This is a genomic window from Segatella copri, from assembly GCF_015074785.1.
Taxonomy (GTDB): domain Bacteria; phylum Bacteroidota; class Bacteroidia; order Bacteroidales; family Bacteroidaceae; genus Prevotella.
In genome coordinates, this window is sequence record NZ_CP042464.1 from 2805923 (window position 1) to 2823509 (window position 17587).

General features: G+C 42.9%; 19 protein-coding genes and 1 tRNA gene. 2 read left to right on the forward strand and 18 right to left on the reverse strand.

What is annotated here, in order from left to right; genetic code table 11:
• Positions 1 to 80: 80 nt before the first annotated feature.
• The 12 genes from FO447_RS11625 to xerA all read right to left on the reverse strand — a co-directional run bounded on the left by FO447_RS11625 (position 81) and on the right by xerA (position 11981).
• The gene (locus tag FO447_RS11625; RefSeq protein WP_200756462.1) at positions 81 to 896 is read right to left on the reverse strand and encodes a FecR family protein; all 816 of its coding nucleotides are present in this window, start codon (positions 894 to 896) and stop codon (positions 81 to 83) included.
• 112 nt (positions 897 to 1008) lie between these two features.
• Positions 1009 to 2226, reverse strand: coding sequence for a DUF4249 domain-containing protein (locus FO447_RS11630; RefSeq protein WP_200756463.1), 1218 nt, complete (start codon positions 2224 to 2226; stop codon positions 1009 to 1011).
• A 22-nt stretch (positions 2227 to 2248) separates the two neighbouring features.
• Positions 2249 to 4999, reverse strand: a complete 2751-nt coding sequence (locus tag FO447_RS11635; protein ID WP_234698998.1) for a TonB-dependent receptor — start codon at positions 4997 to 4999, stop codon at positions 2249 to 2251.
• Positions 5000 to 5023: 24 nt separating this feature from the next.
• Positions 5024 to 5545, reverse strand: coding sequence for an RNA polymerase sigma-70 factor (locus FO447_RS11640; RefSeq protein WP_200756464.1), 522 nt, complete (start codon positions 5543 to 5545; stop codon positions 5024 to 5026).
• Between the two features lie 84 nt (positions 5546 to 5629).
• Positions 5630 to 5700: transfer RNA gene (locus tag FO447_RS11645), tRNA-Gln, on the reverse strand.
• A gap of 66 nt (positions 5701 to 5766) precedes the next feature.
• On the reverse strand, positions 5767 to 7068 hold the full coding sequence (gene tyrS / locus FO447_RS11650; RefSeq protein WP_117693279.1) for a tyrosine--tRNA ligase: 1302 nt from the start codon (positions 7066 to 7068) through the stop codon (positions 5767 to 5769).
• Positions 7069 to 7131: 63 nt separating this feature from the next.
• Positions 7132 to 7383 carry a membrane protein insertion efficiency factor YidD gene (gene yidD / locus FO447_RS11655; RefSeq protein WP_040553354.1) on the reverse strand — a complete coding sequence of 84 codons (252 nt, stop codon included), beginning with the start codon at positions 7381 to 7383 and terminating at the stop codon, positions 7132 to 7134.
• Positions 7383 to 7826 (reverse strand): ribonuclease P protein component, encoded by a 444-nt coding sequence (gene rnpA, locus FO447_RS11660; protein WP_117693277.1) that lies wholly within the window; start codon positions 7824 to 7826, stop codon positions 7383 to 7385. The genes yidD and rnpA overlap by 1 nt, the downstream gene beginning before the upstream one ends.
• Positions 7827 to 7847: 21 nt before the next feature.
• Positions 7848 to 8597, reverse strand: a complete 750-nt coding sequence (locus FO447_RS11665) for a uroporphyrinogen-III synthase (protein ID WP_117587228.1) — start codon at positions 8595 to 8597, stop codon at positions 7848 to 7850.
• A gap of 6 nt (positions 8598 to 8603) precedes the next feature.
• Positions 8604 to 9629, reverse strand: coding sequence for a DUF4271 domain-containing protein (locus FO447_RS11670; RefSeq protein ID WP_118253667.1), 1026 nt, complete (start codon positions 9627 to 9629; stop codon positions 8604 to 8606).
• A 3-nt stretch (positions 9630 to 9632) separates the two neighbouring features.
• Positions 9633 to 10907: a methionine adenosyltransferase gene (metK, locus tag FO447_RS11675; protein WP_200756465.1), complete on the reverse strand. Its 1275-nt coding sequence runs from the start codon at positions 10905 to 10907 to the stop codon at positions 9633 to 9635.
• A 117-nt stretch (positions 10908 to 11024) separates the two neighbouring features.
• On the reverse strand, positions 11025 to 11981 hold the full coding sequence (gene xerA, locus FO447_RS11680; protein WP_022121521.1) for a site-specific tyrosine recombinase/integron integrase: 957 nt from the start codon (positions 11979 to 11981) through the stop codon (positions 11025 to 11027).
• Between the two features lie 124 nt (positions 11982 to 12105).
• Here xerA and aroQ point away from each other — a divergent pair, with 124 nt between their 5' ends.
• Both aroQ and FO447_RS11690 read left to right on the forward strand, forming a co-directional pair.
• Positions 12106 to 12540, forward strand: a complete 435-nt coding sequence (aroQ, locus tag FO447_RS11685) for a type II 3-dehydroquinate dehydratase (protein ID WP_006848094.1) — start codon at positions 12106 to 12108, stop codon at positions 12538 to 12540.
• A gap of 29 nt (positions 12541 to 12569) precedes the next feature.
• Complete coding sequence (locus FO447_RS11690) at positions 12570 to 13208, forward strand: O-methyltransferase (RefSeq protein WP_118079558.1); 639 nt, start codon at positions 12570 to 12572, stop codon at positions 13206 to 13208.
• A 97-nt stretch (positions 13209 to 13305) separates the two neighbouring features.
• Here FO447_RS11690 and FO447_RS11695 read toward each other — a convergent pair whose 3' ends face one another.
• From FO447_RS11695 to FO447_RS11720, 6 genes are all read right to left on the reverse strand, one after another.
• A complete protein-coding gene (locus FO447_RS11695; RefSeq protein WP_200756466.1) occupies positions 13306 to 14535 on the reverse strand; it encodes an FtsX-like permease family protein in 1230 nt (409 codons plus the stop codon).
• 86 nt (positions 14536 to 14621) lie between these two features.
• Positions 14622 to 14957 carry a 30S ribosome-binding factor RbfA gene (rbfA, locus tag FO447_RS11700; protein ID WP_006848097.1) on the reverse strand — a complete coding sequence of 112 codons (336 nt, stop codon included), beginning with the start codon at positions 14955 to 14957 and terminating at the stop codon, positions 14622 to 14624.
• Positions 14958 to 14987: 30 nt separating this feature from the next.
• Complete coding sequence (gene murI / locus FO447_RS11705; RefSeq protein ID WP_117693273.1) at positions 14988 to 15824, reverse strand: glutamate racemase; 837 nt, start codon at positions 15822 to 15824, stop codon at positions 14988 to 14990.
• Positions 15821 to 16375 carry an OmpH family outer membrane protein gene (locus FO447_RS11710; RefSeq protein WP_006848099.1) on the reverse strand — a complete coding sequence of 185 codons (555 nt, stop codon included), beginning with the start codon at positions 16373 to 16375 and terminating at the stop codon, positions 15821 to 15823. The genes murI and FO447_RS11710 overlap by 4 nt, the downstream gene beginning before the upstream one ends.
• Before the next feature lie 114 nt (positions 16376 to 16489).
• Complete coding sequence (locus FO447_RS11715) at positions 16490 to 16975, reverse strand: OmpH family outer membrane protein (protein ID WP_006848100.1); 486 nt, start codon at positions 16973 to 16975, stop codon at positions 16490 to 16492.
• Between the two features lie 92 nt (positions 16976 to 17067).
• A complete protein-coding gene (locus tag FO447_RS11720) occupies positions 17068 to 17580 on the reverse strand; it encodes an OmpH family outer membrane protein (RefSeq protein ID WP_022121518.1) in 513 nt (170 codons plus the stop codon).
• Between the last annotated feature and the right edge of the window lie 7 nt (positions 17581 to 17587).

Genomic DNA, 17587 nt, shown 5'->3' on the forward strand with positions numbered 1-17587 from the left:
GCACCCTTTTTACTTATTTTCTCATTTTATTGACTGCTTTTCCTAAGTTTGTCCCTTTTTACTATGTTTTATTCACACACTTATCTTATCTGAACACCCAATGTTTCTTCTATTACTTGGATGACCTGTTGGATGGAATTCGTATCAAAATCACCCGTCAGACGCTTGCTCTCATCAGAAGCCGTATAGCTTGTACCAGATAATTTAGAAAGTTCCTCCAATACTTCGGATAATGGAGTATTGTCGAAATGCAGGCGATGGGTAGCCCATGCCACATCATTGATATCGTAATCAGCCAACAACTCTGGCTGGGCAGCCCCTTTCAACAGACGTGCCCGCTTGCCTTTAATCAGGAAGACACCATCTTCAGAGTTACGAGCTGTGAAAAGCACCTTTCCGCTGGTTACCATCACTTCGGGAGCATCCGTTCTTTCATCCACCATAAACTGGGTACCGAGCACTCTTACGTGTCCATGCTCTCCCATCACATCGAAAGGATGCTGTTCATCATGCTTCACCTGATAATAGATGCAGCCCTTCATCTCCACCTGTCTGCAATCATCTTCCTGATAGGAAAGAGAAGAATGAGGCATCAACGAAACCTTCGTTCCATCAGGCAGATGATACGCCACTACTTCTGAATCAGCAGAAAGCGTCACCGTCTTTGGCTGCAAAAGCGTATAGGCTCCTATGGTGAAGATCACCAGAATAGATGCAGCCACAGCTATCCAGCGGATGCGACGCATGCGTAAAGATACAGTTGCAGCATGCGAAACCTCTTCATCAGCGATGCCAACCCGAGCCTTCACTTTCAGCAAAGCCTTCCTGGTATCCAGCTTGCTCGGCTGAAAATACTTCAGCACAAATTCCTGTTCATTCTTGTTGATCTTCATCATAGAATCCCTTTCTTCCTTTAAAATTGTCCTGTAATCTGTGCCTTGCCGGCAATGGCAAAGCACAAGGTACCTAAAATGATAAAAAGACTTCTTTTCATACTCCTCACCTTTTTTATTTGGTATATATTCCACCTTGATTATCCGATGGTGCCGATGGCAATGGGGCGATATACTTCGATGCTTCACAGACATTAAATCCTGCCACTACACCGAAACCACCTTTTACGTTCGAATAAGTAGGTGTCACCTGCATCAATCCAGCGTCCGCCCAACTATTGCTCTGCGCATCGTTAATGCTCTTCAAGAAGCGATAGTACTCTGGAGTAACCTTGCAAAGTTGTACATTATAAGTAAAGCCAAACAAACGGTCCCAACCATCATACGTGTGCCAATAAGAATCATTACTGTTCACTTCCAAATGCATCGTATAGGTCTGTCCATTTATCGTCCGGTCATTGAAGATATAAACATCATCAAAGTATTTGTATTCGTCAAAGCCGAAATCATAATCCAACTCTGACTTCTTGTTAATCAATGGCTCACTGGTGGTCACCATCTCAGGCCAAACAATATTTGATGCCAAACTATCAAAACACCATTCATATTCATCCTCCCTACCCAAATAATTAAGGTAATCTTGGTAATTATTAGCATAAACATCATGTTGCCATCTATTGCCTTCTTTGGGAACACCTTTCAAGTTTCCATATTTCTGCTTGCGAGTTACCTTCACAGAATAATAATCCGTGGTTGAAGCAGGGTCACTAAAAGTCGCTTCCAACTTATCTACCGAGAAATAAACATCATGATCCGACGATTTCTCTTTCAAATGGATGTCACCTATATTTACATCAACCTTCTCGGGAATGGAAGTCGAAGCAGAAACCTCGGAGAGACCATCTGCCGATACCTGGACCTCAATCTTATCTCCAGCCTTCTGCTTTCCTACGGCATAATACTGTCCTATTAGGGTAGAAAGAGACCAACTATCGGAAACTTGAGAAAAGGACTGCGCTTCCTTCATGTTTTCGATACGTTTCACCTCCTGTGGCATTCCATTTACCTTATATACGACACTTGCATCCACGGTTAAACGTGATTGGGTATCTATATCTCCTTTGAAAGAAGAAACGGGCAAGCTTTTCGTTACAACGATAAGTGTGGTATCTCCCTCCGTTGGAAAACAATAAAGTACCAATCGGGGAGTATCTTGCAGCTTCTTCACATCAAAATCATCTATGCAAGAAGAAAAGACAACGCTCATCAAACAGAAGAACAGTCCCCATCTCCAACTTACATTGATTTTTATTCTTCTATGATTTGTATTCATATCCAATGAAATTTCTTTTGTTTTAAAACTTGATAGTATAGCTAAATGAAGGTATTATTGGAATAAATCCCTTGTTTTTCGCCTCAAACTGCTGCGTAACCCCATTATAGTCCACCTTGACGTACATCGAGTTGAGATGGCAATAAGCATTATAGATGCTCAAATTCCAAATGCGCTCATGTCCATGCTTGGTGACATGACGGAAATCGAATCCCAAGTCCAAGCGATGATAAGCTGGAAGCGTCAAATTATTGGGGATGGCATAGACATAAGAGGCGGAATTCCACCAATTCCTGTAATACTTGCCTTCTTGACCTGGCAAGCTTGGCAATGCCGCCAACTGGGTTGGCACCGTGGCATGATTGCCCGTGTGATAGTTCCAGACCGCAAAGCAACTCACCTTCTTGTTAAACGCATACCGCAAGGACAGATTCAACTTATGGCGGTTGTCAAACTTGTCGTAATACCAATCCTGATAGAAGTCATCATACTTTCGCTTGTTCCAAGAGAGCGTATAAGAACCACTCAAAGTCAGATGATTGGTGCGATAAGTGGCATCAGCCTCAACGCCATAGAAGAGCCCCTTGCCATCCATCACTTGCGAATCCCAATGCTCAGCAGGCGGCTCTATGCCTACCCAACTGCTGTATTGAAGCAGATGCTTGGACAACTTGTAATACCCTTCGAACGACAGAAGCCAATGGCGGTTGGGCTGGGCATAGATTCCTGCCGCAAACTGATAAGAACGCATTGGCTTCAGATTTCGGGTAGTCGGTACCCAATAATCCGTAGGCAAGGACAAGTAGCTGTTAGAGACCTTATGCACATACTGGGTCATCTGAGTAAAGGAAGCCTTCAGCGACACCTCATTGCTCAGTTGATATTTCAGGGCAAAACGTGGGTCGATATTCAAGAAGTTCTTGTTACTGATATGAAAAAGGCCCATATTGAAGCCAACATTCATACTCCAGTTGCGGTTGATATTGATTTCATCCTCTGCGTATACCGTCCACTCATGCGCCACATGACGATTACTACTATTCATTCGGATGGTATCAACTTGGGCTGATGCATTTCCCTCATATCCAGTATAATCCAATTGCATAGCTGTCTGGGGGCGAAAGAGATGCATCGTATAGTCGCTTCCAAAACGGAAATGATGACGAGGGTTCGGACGGTAATCGAATGCCAGACGATAGCCCGCATCATAAATCGTTGAGGTATAACCATGCTCCAAGTGAGTGACAGAAGTGGCATTCTCTCCCGAAGGATTGATATAACGATCATCATCAAAGGAATACAACTTGGAACGATTATGGGAATACACCGCTGTAATGTTTGAAAAGAGCTTCGGAGAGAACAGGTAGTTCCAGTTGAGTGCAACATTAAAGTTTCCCCAATCCAGCTGCGACTTCGTCAAGTCCTTGTCATAGCTTTGGTTGGGTTGATACCCATCTGCCTTACTTTGATCAAAATCATCCTTCACATCCCAGCTGTCTTTTCCGTGATAGAGACTCAAGTCTATCTTCGAACGGTCGTTGAAACGATGGGTTACCTTGGCATTCAGGTCCATGAAGTAATAACCTATCGAGAGTTTATCGTCTGGATCAGAGAAAGCCTTGGTCAAGGGACGGGACAGCAGATCCATCCAGGAACGGCGCATACCTATATTATAAGAGGTCTTGCCTTTCCGGATAGGTCCCTCAAACTGCACACTGGCATCGAGCAGTCCGATGCGATAGGCACCATGAAACTGATTCATGTTTCCATCGGCTGTACGCACATCCACCACCGACGACAATCTTCCACCATATCGTGCAGGAAAGCCGCTCTTGTAGAAATCCACGTTTTTCACCACATCGGCATTGAAACTGGAGAAAAGCCCCAGCGCATGATTCGTATCATAAAGCGGAGTACCATCTATCAGATAAAGGTTCTCATCGCCATTGCCGCCATGCACATAGAGTCCGCTTGCCAACTCCTGTCCTTCTGCCACTCCACTCACACGCTGCAGGGTCTTCACTACATCCGGTGAAGACATCAGGGCAAACTCTGTCTTGATATCCTTGTTCGAAAAGGAGCGCTTGCCGGTTTGTGTGGTCAGAAGCGGAGAGTTCAAGTCGCCATCTACCACCACCTCAGGCAATTTACCATCAACACGGAGTGCCATATTATGATGCATATCTTTCGAGAGATTCAGCTTCTCTACCTTGTCGGCATAGCCCACATACGAAAAGCGAAGCTGGTGCTCGCCTTCAGGCAGGGTAAGCGAAAAGAAACCATATTCATTGGTAGTTGTACCGATGCCATCCGTCAGATCATAGATGGTAGCATTAATCAGCGATTCGCCACTCTCGTCACGGACGTATCCGCTGAGAGTGTGGCGACGCTGAACCTGCTGAACTTTGTGATTGATATTCGTGTAAGATGTTGATATTTGTTGTACGGGTTTTCGCTTCAATATCACATAGTTCGCATTGATATTATATAGAATATGAGTTTTCTCGAAAAGCGCCTTCAGTGCCTTCTTCACCGAAAGATGCTGAATGTCTGGTCCATTATACTTGATGTTCAATTCCCCATCAAGCGATGAATCATAGACGAAGTTGATTTTCCTGATGCGGTGCAGCCAATCCATCTGCTGACGGATGGTGGTAGAAGTCTGAGCCTCCACCATCATCTTCGGCGTGCCTGCCAACATTGGAGCTGGCAAGGCTAGAATTGAGAGCGCAAAAATAATCTCTTTACCTTTCATAACTGTACTTTTATTCATTCTTTTATTGCTATAACGCAAAAATTACAGAAAACCCCCATGGATGAAAGGTAAAATATAGAAAAAATCTGCAAGAAAATCATCTTTCTTGCCTCGTAAGGTCTTTAAAGCCTTGGAAATCTGATGCTCCACGGTCTTTTCCGACAGGTTCAGTTCTTCAGCTATCTCCCGATAAGTCATTCCGTCACGCTTGCTCATCAGGAAGATTTCCCTGCATCGTTCGGGTAATAACTCGATAGCCGTCCACAATTCTGCCTCCCGGAAAGAACTTTCCTGTGCTTGGTCATCAGAAATCACGCCACATAAATCGGTAGGAGAAATCTCCGTATCTATCGGAGACTGGCAGCGCAACCGGTCGATGCAGGCATTGCGCACAGAGATATATAAGAAAGCCTTGATGTTTTCCGGCATGATGCTTCTACTTATCAATTTCACAAAACAATCCTGCACCACGTCTTCAGCCTCATCGATATCATGCAGATAATGAGTGGCATAAAGACATAGCGGACGATAATACTGCTGAAATATCAAGTCTATCTCTTGCATAAACTTTCTCTACCTAAACTAAACTCTTATATAACAAAATAACCCTTCAAGTCTTTGCGGATTTGAAGGGTTATTTATGACCTGTTGTCCCAGGCGGATTCGAACCACCACTGACAGAACCAAAAACTGTAGTGCTACCATTACACCATAGGACAAGCAAATCGGCTACAAAGGTAGTGGATTTTTTCTCCACTACCAAATATTTTCAATACTTTTAACGATTACTTAACGGTAATCAAGAAGTAGTTCTTCTTACCTTTCTGAACCAAAAGATACTTGCCGTCAATCAGGTCTTCAGCAGTAATTACCTGGTCGAATGCATTGAGCTTCTCCTTGTTGAGTGAAACGCCACCACCCTTAACGAGCTTGCGCATCTCGCTCTTGCTTGGGAAAATCTGCATGCCCTCCTGATTGAAGAGATCTACAGCAGTTCCACCGAGCAGGTTCTTGTCGAGGTCGTAGTGAGGAACATTGGCGAATACATCGTTCAATGTTGCCTCATCGAGCTGTGCCAAGTTCTCCTTGGTAGCCTTACCGAAGAGGATGTTGCTGGCTGCGATAGCCATATCCAAATCCTCCTGAGAGTGAACCATTATGGTAACCTCCTCAGCCAGACGCTTCTGAAGTACACGGCGGCCTGGGTCCTGCTTGTGCTCCTCTACGAGAGCATCGATAGTCTCCTTGTCAAGGTCTGTGAAGATCTTGATGTACTTCTCGGCATCGTCATCGCTTACGTTCAACCAGAACTGGTAGAAAGCGTAAGGAGTAGTGCGGTTACGGTCCAACCAGATGTTACCGCTCTCTGTCTTACCGAACTTCTTGCCGTCTGCCTTGGTAATCAAAGGACAAGTGAGGCAGAAGCACTCTGCGTCGTTACCCAATGTGCGGTGAATCAGCTCAGTACCGGTAGTCATGTTACCCCACTGGTCGTTACCACCCAACTGGAGACGAACACCATACTTCTCATACTGATAGAGGAAGTCGTAGCCCTGGAGCAACTGATAGGTAAACTCAGTGAAAGACAAGCCGTCGCGAGCCTCACCGTTCAAGCGCTTCTGCACGCTATCCTTCGCCATCATGTAGTTTACAGTGATATGCTTACCAACCACACGAGCGAAATCGAGGAAGGTGAAGTCCTTCATCCAGTCGTAGTTGTTCACCAACTCCGCCTTGTTAGGCTCATTGCCATCGAAGTCGAGGAACTTAGATACCTGCTTCTTGATAGCTTCCTGGTTATGATAGAGAGTCTCTGAATCGAGAAGATTGCGCTCCTGGCTCTTGCCAGAAGGGTCGCCAATCATACCCGTGGCACCGCCGACGAGGAGATAAGGCTTATGGCCACAACGCTGCAAGTGGCGCAACATCATGATACCACAAAGGTGACCGATGTGCAGAGAGTCTGCAGTAGGGTCAGTTCCGAGATAGGCAGACACCATGTGGGTGTTGAGATATTCCTCAGTACCTGGCATTATCTGCGCCAGCATACCACGCCATTTCAATTCTTCAACAAAATTTTTTGCCATAGAATATGATTTTTTATTATATTATATAATATGTATAAGGGGCCCAACAATACAGTCGGAAACTTACGGTACGGGATCATAACCCGAACCACCCCAAGGATTGCATCTTAAGATGCGCCAAACAGCCAAAGCCAGTCCCTTAAAGGGACCATGCTTCAGGATGGCTTGTCTCGCATACTCTGAGCAAGTGGGCTGAAAGCGACAGGAAGGTGGCGTATAAGGAGTAATACACTTCTGGTAAAACAATATCGGCAGTATAAGAATCCATACCAACACCTTTCTCATGCCATGTGCAATCATAAAGAGAATCTTCATCATAAACTGCTCTCTTTCATGACTGTTTCAGATTGCATCTCCTTGATATTATCAACCAATCTATCCAAAAGTTTAGTCATTTTGGTTGAAACCAGCTTTGAAGGCTGCAATTGTTCTGTTTGCCAAACAAAAGCCACAAGCAATTGTTTTCCAACATAATTCTGCATACAAGTCTCCAGCTCTTGTTTTTGATAACGAAAAGCTTCACGTATCTGTCGCTTTACCCGATTGCGCTTTACTGCGTGCTTAAAATAACGCTTTGATACACTGATAAGAACTTGAACAGAAGGGGCTTGCTCATCTTTCTTGTCAACAAGAAGAAACACCATTCTCATAGGCCATGCCGTCATTGCTTTAGCACCACCTCCAAAGAGCTGTTCTATAAGTGTCAGTTTACATAGATGCTCTTTCTTTCCGAATGTTTTATTTCTGTCTGTTGACATATCTATTCTATTAAATATTTCCTATTTATTATGACGTTTCAGATAATCTGCCAAGGCACCTGTCATAGATGGAAAAGCTTTATTAGGAGCCTCCAGATCAAGGCGTAAGCCCTCATCTTCAACCGTTTTTGCTGTAGCAGGACCAAAAGCGCCAACAGCGATATTCCCTTGTTCAAAATTAGGGAAATTCTTCTTCAGAGCCTTTACACCTGTTGGGCTAAAGAAAAGCATCATATCATAATCGAAGTTCTTGATTTCCTCTTCTGAGAAATCATTGCTTACAGTACGATACATTACACATTCTGTATGATTGAGTTTTTTCTCATCAAGCAAGTTGGCAATATCATCATTATGAACACTGCTTAATGGTACCAGATATTTCTCGGTTTTATGGCGAGCCATCTGTCCCATCAACCCATCAATTTTACCTGTATCACCAAAGAACACCTTACGCTTGCGATACTGAACATACTTTTGGATGTAGAGAGCGATAGTCTCTATCACACAGAAATATTTCATATCTTCAGGAATTGTGATACGCATCTCCTTAGCTAATTTAAAGTAGTTGTCTACTGCATGACGAGATGTAAATACGACAGCAGTATAGTCAAGCAAATTTATTTTCTGCTGACGGAATTCTTTAGAAGAGAGCCCCTCTACCTTAAAAAATGGACGGAACACGCATTCTACTCCATATTGAGCCTGGATATCGAAGTAAGGAGACTTCTCACTTGCAGGTTTTGGCTGAGAAACTAAAATTTTCTTTATCATTTTGTCTTAAAAGTTTATTTTCAAATAATGACTGATTAACACAAGTCCACCCCAAAGAGCGAACAAGGGTATCACTTCAAGGGCACAAAAGTACAAAAATATTTGCAGAAACACGCCATTTCTTCTAAAAAAGATAATGTAAGCCTTCAAAAAAGCCAACAATTTAACTAATCCAAGGATAGTCAACGTGTATATCACTGCAATTTGCAATGGGAAATCGAAATACGACAAAAGCATCACCATTGGGAACAAGGCCACTCCTTGACATGATATTAGGAACAAGTATGCCTTGAGCCATTGTACATTTTTTTTCTTTTCAAAGAATACCCAACCAGAAATCACATAGAGGAACGCCTTCAACAAGAAATAGCCCCCCATACAACCAGCGTATATACTGATTACCTGATATTGGTCTACGATAAACGTATCGCTGATAGATGCTTTCGAATAAATGAAATACCCGATTGCCAGCAAAAGACAGGTCTGCAACACGAAGAAGAACTGGTATCTTACTTCAGAACTGGTCTCCGTCACCTCTGTTGTACCGATGCGTGGAGTACGGAAGAAGGTTTTTGCCTGGCGTATAACAAAATGCTTAGATTTAGAGAATGCTATACAAGCCAAGAGAAAACAGACCAACAGCAATGAAGTAATAAAGCTATCACCAGCTACCGTATAGGGAACAGGATCACCTGCCACCCCTAAGCGTCCACCCTTTAATTCCGGATGAAACAGAGAATCTTTTGAAAAGAATGACTCACGATAATATTGTGGCAAACTTACATCCCTAAAACTCTTACCTGCCTTATGTCCTGGCAAGTGTAATGTATCCGGCATCTCGCTCCAATGAATCTCACTGGGCTTGATATGTGCCCTAATCATGGAGTCCTGCTGAGCTGGCGTTGCATTCTTAGGCAGCCAGCTCAACACCTCTTTGGGTGTGAGCTGGCTGCTATGTTGCCTGAGCACTTGCTGTTGCGATTCAGCCTCAAGTGCGGCATCTGTCTGTATCGAATCTGCCTGTTGCACCATTCCTTAAAGTCCGAAAACTTTCTTGATTTCGTCTACCTTATCTAATTTTTCCCATGTAAAGAGTTCTACCTTCACAGTTTTAGCCTCATGATATCGGCTGGTGAAGGTTTTCTCTACTATCTCATTCTTACGTCCCATGTGTCCATATGCCGCAGTTTCCTGGAACATTGGCTGGCGCAACTTCAACTGGCGCTCGATTGCTTTAGGACGAAGATCAAACATTTCTGTAATTTTCTTTGCAATCTCGCCGTCAGTCATATTCACATGGCTTCTGCCGTAAGTATTTACATAGATACTAACCGGTTCTGCCACACCGATAGCATAACTTACCTGAACCAACATTTCATCTGCAACGCCGGCAGCAACCATATTCTTTGCAATATAACGGGCAGCATAAGCTGCAGAACGGTCAACCTTACTACTATCCTTTCCAGAGAAGGCACCACCACCATGGGCACCCTTACCTCCATAAGTATCTACAATAATCTTACGACCGGTAAGACCTGTATCTCCATGAGGACCACCAATCACAAACTTACCTGTAGGGTTTACGAAGTACTTGATGTCATCATTGAAGAGAGCCAACACCTTATCACTCAGGTGAGTCTTTACTCTTGGAATCAGGATATTGATTACATCCTCACGAATCTTTGCCAGCATAGCATCATCATCGTCCTCACCATTTGCCTTCTTGATAAAATCATCATGCTGGGTAGAAACTACGATGGTATCGATGCGCTGTGGGATATTATCGTCTGAGTATTCGATAGTTACCTGGCTCTTAGAGTCCGGACGGAGATAAGTCATCACCTTGCCCTCCTTGCGGATATCTGCAAGTACACGCATGATGAGCTGAGCCAAGTCAAGTGATACCGGCATATAATTTTCGGTTTCCGTTGTAGCATAACCGAACATCATACCCTGATCGCCTGCACCCTGATTCTCATCCTCCTCACGACTTACACCGCGGTTAATATCATCGCTCTGTTCATGGATAGCAGTAAGCACACCACAAGAGTCGCCGTCAAACTGATATTCGCTCTTGGTATAACCGATTTTCTTGATAGTCTTGCGGGCAATGGTCTGCAAATCAACATAAACGTTAGAGCGAACCTCACCCATGATTACTACCTGACCAGTAGTACAAAAGGTTTCGATGGCGCAATGAGCGTGGTCATCGTAAGCCAAAAACTGGTCAAGCAATGCATCTGAAATCTGATCAGCCACTTTATCTGGATGTCCTTCAGAAACTGATTCTGATGAAAACAAATATGCCATATTTTCTTACTTTATTTCTATTAATTATTGATATTCATTATTTTGCGGCTGCAAAGTTACTCATATTTTTTCAGATTTTGTCATATTCCTATATAAAAAACGTCAATTCCTTGTGCTTTATCTGTTATTCGGGCATCTTTTGTCTGTTTTATCTGAATCAAGCACTTGGTTTTCTTCACTATATTTGATATTTCGAGGATGATGTTCCAAGATAGCTCTGCGCAAATCTGAAGTTTCAAGATGAGTATAAATCTCTGTGGTTCCAATATCTTCATGCCCCAGCAAGGCCTGAATTACCCTCAGATCGGCTCCACCTTTCAACAAGGCTGTAGCAAAACTATGGCGTAAAGTATGAGGAGAAATGGTTTTCTTGATTCCTGCATCATAAGCCGCATTTTTTATCATGATAAGTATCATATTGCGTGTGAGATGAGCACCTCTACGATTCAAGAAGACATAGTCTTCCTCACCTGGCTTGATTGTCATCAGATTCCGGTCTATATACCAAAGATTGATTTCTTTCAGAGCTTTGCCAGAAATAGGAACGATGCGTTCCTTGTTACCTTTACCTATGACCCTAATAAACTTTTCTTCTTCAAACACATCGCTTTTCTTTAGATTCACAAGTTCCGAAACGCGAAGGCCACAGGAGAACAGGGTTTCTATAATCGCCTTATTACGCTGTCCCTCCCATTTTTCCAAATCGATAGCCGCTTCAAGCATGTCAACCTCTTCTACAGATAAATACTCCGGCAAATGCTTTCCTATTTGGGGAGAAACCAGTAATTCGGTCGGATCGTCTTTTATATAATCATCGAGCACCAGATACCGGTAGAAAGAACGGATTCCGCTCAAAATCCGAGCTTGCGAACGAGCAGAAACACCACGATCATGCAAACTTGCAGAAAAATTCTCCAAGTCTTCCAATTTCATTTCCGTCAGCACCAAATTGTTCTTATCAGCATACTCCAAGAGAAAATTCAAGTCATGGTAATAGGCATCCAACGTATTTTTGGAGAAATTACGCCCCAACTTGAGGTATCTCATATAGTTCTTTATAATTTCATTCCTCATTTTTTGTCAGTTTCCTTAATTTATTGTATCTTTGCATCGTCTTTGCATAAGACAGGAGAGTACAAAAGATCTCTGCCGCAAAGATACGAAAAAAATATGGATTACGATTAAAAATCAAGTAAATATGAAGATACAAATTATTAATGGTCCAAACTTGAACCTTCTTGGTGTAAGAGAACCGGGTATTTATGGCAGCAATTCTTTCGAGAGTTATCTGCCTAAGCTGAAAGCGAAATTCCCTGATATTGAGATAGAGTACTTTCAGAGCAACATTGAAGGCGAGTTAATCAACAAGCTGCAGGAAGTAGGTTTTTCCTATGATGGTGTAGTACTCAATGCTGGCGCCTATACTCATACCAGCATTGCCTTGCAGGATTGTATTCGCAGTTTGAAATGCCCTTGCGTTGAAGTACACATCTCTAATGTGCATAAACGTGAAGAGTTCCGCCATCATTCATATATTTCCTGTGCTTGCCTGGGCGTAATCTGCGGTTTCGGTCTGGCTTCTTACGAACTTGCCATTTCAGGAATCTTAGCACAGAAAGAAACAGAAGAGTAAGATTTCCGTTACTCTAAATCCATCAGATTATGACAGAGACTGAACTCATAGACAAATATATCTGCCAGCATATAGAGCCTGAAGGCGATTATCTGTATCGTCTTTACCGCGCCACCAATATACATACTATCCATGGACGTATGGCTAGCGGCCATATTCAGGGCAGACTTCTCAAGATGCTTGTAGAGATGATTCGCCCGAAGAATATTCTGGAAGTAGGCACATTTAGTGGCTATAGTGCTATCTGCCTGGCCCAGGGATTGCAGGAAGGTGGAAAACTCTACACTTTCGAAATCAATGATGAGATGGAAGATTTTACCCGTCCCTGGATAGAAGGTTCGAATGTTGCCGATAAGATTGACTTCCGCATCGGTGATGCCAACGTAGAAGCGCCCCAACTAGGCGTAAAATTCGATATGGCTTTTGTTGATGGCGATAAGCGTACCTATATAGAAACGTATGAAATGGTTATGAGCATCCTGAACCCTGGAGGCTACATCCTTGCAGACAATACTCTTTGGGATGGCCACGTCATCGACCCAGCCTACGACCGAGACCATCAGACTCAAGGCATTCGGGCTTTCAATGATTTAATAGCAAGAGATTCTAGGGTAGAGGTTGTTATCTTACCCCTTCGCGATGGTCTTACACTCATCAGGAAAAAATAAAAAATCAATTAGAACAAGAAATGGCATGAATCCCCCATAAAAGATTCATGCCATTTCTTTTAGTATATGCACCCAAGTATAAGAAATTCTGTAGGTTTTAACTCAACAGCCTTTTACTCAGCGCTCTTACAGGATACCATACAGCAAGCCAACCTACAGCAATTACAGTAACGAAGATAATGGCAACATCTGAGTAATGGACACTTACCGGATACGCATCAACAATAAAGGAGCCTTCAGAATCTCCCAGACGTACAAAACCATATTGCTGCTGCAAAAAGCAGAGGAGCAAGCCCAGTCCAATACCAATAACAGCACCTATCACAGCTATCATTCTACCTTCAAAAAGAAATACTCTGGTAATCTGCTTATCGTTAGCTCCAAGATTACGAAGAGTCACAACATCATTTTTCTTATCAATAATAAGCATAGAAAGCGACCCGATGATATTGAAACATGCAACAACTAAGATAAAGGTCAGGAAGATATAAGCAATCATCTTCTCTATCGACATAATTTTAAAGGTATCTTCCTGTTGTTCAAATCTGTCAAGCACTTTATATTTATTACCAGCTATCTGCTGCATCTCAGTCTTTACAGCATCCAGATCGCTACCCGGTTTCAAGCGTAATTCCAAATCAGAGAGCATACCTTGCTGACCAAAGAGATTACGGGCAAATGAGATAGAAGTGATGATGTAGTTTTTATCATACTTAGCCTGTTTGACGGCAAAAAGTACGCCAGGAGAGTTGAGCGAGTCAACAACAAAGCCATCACCTGGGTTAGTCATATCCAGCTGTCCTTCCTTTTTAGGAGCATAGATTTTCAGGAAGCCATCCCATTGTGCTCCTATGCCTAAATTCTGGGCAAGACGAATACCTACGGTTCCATATTCCAGATTGGCAGCATGCAAGGAGAAGGAGCCATCACCATATAAAATATCTGTAATATGAGAAAGTTCTGCAAAATTATCATCTACACCCTTGATTTTCACCATAGCCTGATGATCATTATAGATTGCAAGAGCTTGATCTTCTACGGTTTCTGTTGCAACATCTACCTGCGGCAAAAGACGAATCTTAGTAAGAATAGGATCATCTGCAGGTGCAGTCTTTCCCTCAACAGGCACAACCTTGAGTTGTGGGTCAAAACTCGTAAAGAGTGAAGCTACCAGGTCATGGAAGCCGTTAAAAACACTCAGAACGATGACCAGAGCCATCGTAGCTACCGCCACTCCTATTACAGAAATAGAACTGATGACGTTGATGACGTGCGTACTCTTCTTTGAGAAAAGATACCTGCGAGCTATAAAGAATGGGAAATTCATAATTCTATCTTACCTTATTTATATAACAGTATAGGGAGTCAAGAATTGCCGTCTTAACTCCCTTGTTTTTTTACTTCTTTACTCTTTTACTTTTTCAAGAGTTCATCAATGTGCTCCAAATAATCGAGACTATCATCAAGGAAGAAACGGAGTTCTGGAATAATACGTAACTGGTTTCTCACTTTTTTACCCAAGTCGAAACGGATCGTCTTCTCATTTGCATTGATATTCTTCAAAATCTCCTCACCTTTTTCAGAAGGGAACACACTCAAGTAAGCTGTACAGATACTGAGATCTGGACTTACTCTAACCTTAGTAACACTTACCATCACACCATGCATCATGCGGGTTTGTGACTGGAAGATAAGACTCAACTCCTTCTGGAGAAGTCTTGATATACGGTTTTGTCTTGTTTCTTGCATAACTATTAACTATAAATTATTAACTATAAACTATTCAAGATCTACATGTGTAACCTCCACCTGTTCATGAAGGAAAATCTGTGCAGATTCCTTGAATTTATCCTCACTCTCTGTTGTGAGATATCGGCAAGAGCCTGTTTTGGTTATCATCTGTTCCATCTGCGGATGGCGTTTCAGATAATCTTTCAGGCTGTTTGCTACATATTGTCCTTGCGGAACCACTCTTACGCCATCAGGAAGATTCTTCACAATGCTGCTCATAAGAAGCGGATAATGCGTGCAACCCAAAATAATGGTATCAATATCAGCGTCCTTCAGCATCAGCTGGTCGATGCGTTTCTTTACGAAATAATCAGCTCCAGGACTATCTGCTTCATTGGCTTCCACGATGGCAGCCCAAAGCGGACAAGCCACGCCACTCACCTGAATCTCTGGCCAAAGTTTCGAAATTTCCATATTATAACTTTGGCTTTTAATAGTACCTTCTGTAGCCAGAAGTCCCACGTGATTACTCTTGGTAATAGTACCTATTACTTCGGCAGTAGGGCGGATAATACCCAGAACTCTTCTGCTGGGATCCAACTCAGGAATATCGCGCTGCTGCAAAGAACGTAGTGCCTTAGCCGAAGCCGTATTACATCCCAGGATAACGAGATGACACCCCATAGAGAAAAGTTTAAGCACAGCCTGGCGTGTGAACTTATAAACCACCTCAAACGAACGCGAGCCATAAGGAGCACGAGCATTATCACCCAAGTACATATAATCATACTGAGGCATCATCTGGCGCAACCCATGCAGGATGGTCAGTCCGCCATAACCAGAATCAAAGACACCGATTGGTCCGGGATTAGAAGGCAACATCATTTCAAAGTCTCCTCCAGCAAAGCTGTAATATCCTCCCCCATCTCTTCGTTGAGATAAGGAGCTGCATTATTGTCTGTATTGATGATAAAGGCAAACCCCTTCTGCTTGCCAATCTTTTTGGCTTCCTCGTTTATTTTTGCTTTGAGCGGAGCATAAGCATCATTCTCTGCTTGCTGCAACAGGCGGGTAGCCTCAGCCTTAAAGGCAATATTCTTCTCCATCAATTCACGCAATTCAGCCTGACGTTTCTCCAGAATTGTCTTGGCATAAGTGCGCTGTCCATCAAGAAATTCCTCATACTTAGCATTAAACTCAGTTTCTACACGTTTCGTTTCTGCATCGTATTTCTCACGGAGTTCATCCATATTATGCTTGGCTATAGCGTAACCAGGCATAGTATGAAAAACCTTATCAAAACTAAAGTAGCCAAAATGCAAAGGAGCAGATACAGCAATCTGTTGTTGCTGAACCTTTGCTGCAGGCGTTGTATGCTGGGCTGAAACAGTCAAAGAGATGAGAGCAAAAGCCAGAAATAAGAGATTCTTTTTCATGATGAGTGATACCGTTTATGATGAATACCTTATAAATACCTCGTTATTGAAAATGAGAAATAAGGGCAAGCACTTCTGCCTGCCCTCAATCTATATTCTTTTTATTTGCCTTGATTACTTAATCTTAGCCTGTACTTCCTTAGTAACGTCTACTACGTTAGTACCTGTATATACAGCAGCACCATCCTCGAAGATGAAGGTGTAGTTGCCAGCCTTGCCTACAGCCTCGATAGCTGTACGTACCTTTGCTACGATAGGCTGCATGAGTTCGCTGCTCTTCTTCTGCAACTCCTGCTGACCATCCTGGTAAGCCTGCTGAATTTTCTGCTGGAGAGTCTGCAACTCAGTTTCCTTCTGCTGCTTTGCTGTAGCGTTCATTGTGCTGGAACCCTTCTGATACTCGTCAGCCTTACGCTGGAACTCATCCTGCATAGACTTCAAGTCATTTTCCTTCTGCTTCTGGAGAGCTTCCATCTCGCCATTAGCCTTAGCTACATCTGGCAAAGACTGCATAATCTGCTGAGTATTTACTTTACCAAACTTCTGAGCCATCATAGTCATTGGTGCACAGAGCATCAACATTAAAATAAGCTTTTTCATTGTTCTATTCTTTTTAATTATTAATTTCTAAATGAAGTTTTCATGCCGCCAACCATTGGCACATGCACTTACCGGCTGCAAATATACAATTATTATTTGGAATAACCTAATTTTTGGAGCACTTCGTTGCTAATATCTATCTTAGGAGAGCCAAAGATGATGCCGCTGTTGCTAGCTCTATCGAGAACAAGCGAATATCCGCGCAGATCTGAAATCTCTTTTACGGCTGTATAAATCTCTTCCTGAATAGGTCCCATCAATGCCTCACGCATCTTATAAAGGTCGCCTTCTGCACCAAAATATTTTTTCTTCAAATCGCTAGCCTCCTTCTCTTTCTGCATGATGGCATCCTGCTTAGCCTTCTTCTGCTCCTGGGAAAGGAACACTACCTCGTTCTGATAGTTCTTATACATGGTGCTTGCCTCTGTGTTAAGAGCTTCTACCTCAGCCTGCCATTTGCGGCTTACCTGATTCAGCTGCTCGTTGGCACGCTCATAAGCGGGTACATTCTTCAAGATGTACTCCATATCTATCAATGCATATTTCTGTGCATGTGCTGAGATGGCTGCTACAGCCATCATCAGCATCAATACTATTTTCTTCATAAAACCC

What these genes read in the sequence shown, in the direction of transcription:
- tyrS (WP_117693279.1), bottom strand. Translation starts at nt 7,068, where the DNA reads ATGGCAAAAAATTTTGTTGAAGAATTGAAATGGCGTGGTATGCTGGCG.
- murI (WP_117693273.1), bottom strand. Translation starts at nt 15,824, where the DNA reads ATGATGTTGCCTTCTAATCCCGGACCAATCGGTGTCTTTGATTCTGGT.
- FO447_RS11695 (WP_200756466.1), bottom strand. Translation starts at nt 14,535, where the DNA reads ATGAATTTCCCATTCTTTATAGCTCGCAGGTATCTTTTCTCAAAGAAG.
- FO447_RS11670 (WP_118253667.1), bottom strand. Translation starts at nt 9,629, where the DNA reads ATGGTGCAACAGGCAGATTCGATACAGACAGATGCCGCACTTGAGGCT.
- FO447_RS11635 (WP_234698998.1), bottom strand. Translation starts at nt 4,999, where the DNA reads ATGAATAAAAGTACAGTTATGAAAGGTAAAGAGATTATTTTTGCGCTC.
- yidD (WP_040553354.1), bottom strand. Translation starts at nt 7,383, where the DNA reads ATGAAGATTCTCTTTATGATTGCACATGGCATGAGAAAGGTGTTGGTA.
- FO447_RS11665 (WP_117587228.1), bottom strand. Translation starts at nt 8,597, where the DNA reads ATGATAAAGAAAATTTTAGTTTCTCAGCCAAAACCTGCAAGTGAGAAG.
- FO447_RS11630 (WP_200756463.1), bottom strand. Translation starts at nt 2,226, where the DNA reads ATGAATACAAATCATAGAAGAATAAAAATCAATGTAAGTTGGAGATGG.
- FO447_RS11715 (WP_006848100.1), bottom strand. Translation starts at nt 16,975, where the DNA reads ATGAAAAAGCTTATTTTAATGTTGATGCTCTGTGCACCAATGACTATG.
- rbfA (WP_006848097.1), bottom strand. Translation starts at nt 14,957, where the DNA reads ATGCAAGAAACAAGACAAAACCGTATATCAAGACTTCTCCAGAAGGAG.
- FO447_RS11625 (WP_200756462.1), bottom strand. Translation starts at nt 896, where the DNA reads ATGATGAAGATCAACAAGAATGAACAGGAATTTGTGCTGAAGTATTTT.
- rnpA (WP_117693277.1), bottom strand. Translation starts at nt 7,826, where the DNA reads ATGTCAACAGACAGAAATAAAACATTCGGAAAGAAAGAGCATCTATGT.
- FO447_RS11640 (WP_200756464.1), bottom strand. Translation starts at nt 5,545, where the DNA reads ATGCAAGAGATAGACTTGATATTTCAGCAGTATTATCGTCCGCTATGT.
- FO447_RS11690 (WP_118079558.1), top strand. Translation starts at nt 12,570, where the DNA reads ATGACAGAGACTGAACTCATAGACAAATATATCTGCCAGCATATAGAG.
- xerA (WP_022121521.1), bottom strand. Translation starts at nt 11,981, where the DNA reads ATGAGGAATGAAATTATAAAGAACTATATGAGATACCTCAAGTTGGGG.
- FO447_RS11710 (WP_006848099.1), bottom strand. Translation starts at nt 16,375, where the DNA reads ATGAAAAAGAATCTCTTATTTCTGGCTTTTGCTCTCATCTCTTTGACT.
- metK (WP_200756465.1), bottom strand. Translation starts at nt 10,907, where the DNA reads ATGGCATATTTGTTTTCATCAGAATCAGTTTCTGAAGGACATCCAGAT.
- FO447_RS11720 (WP_022121518.1), bottom strand. Translation starts at nt 17,580, where the DNA reads ATGAAGAAAATAGTATTGATGCTGATGATGGCTGTAGCAGCCATCTCA.
- aroQ (WP_006848094.1), top strand. Translation starts at nt 12,106, where the DNA reads ATGAAGATACAAATTATTAATGGTCCAAACTTGAACCTTCTTGGTGTA.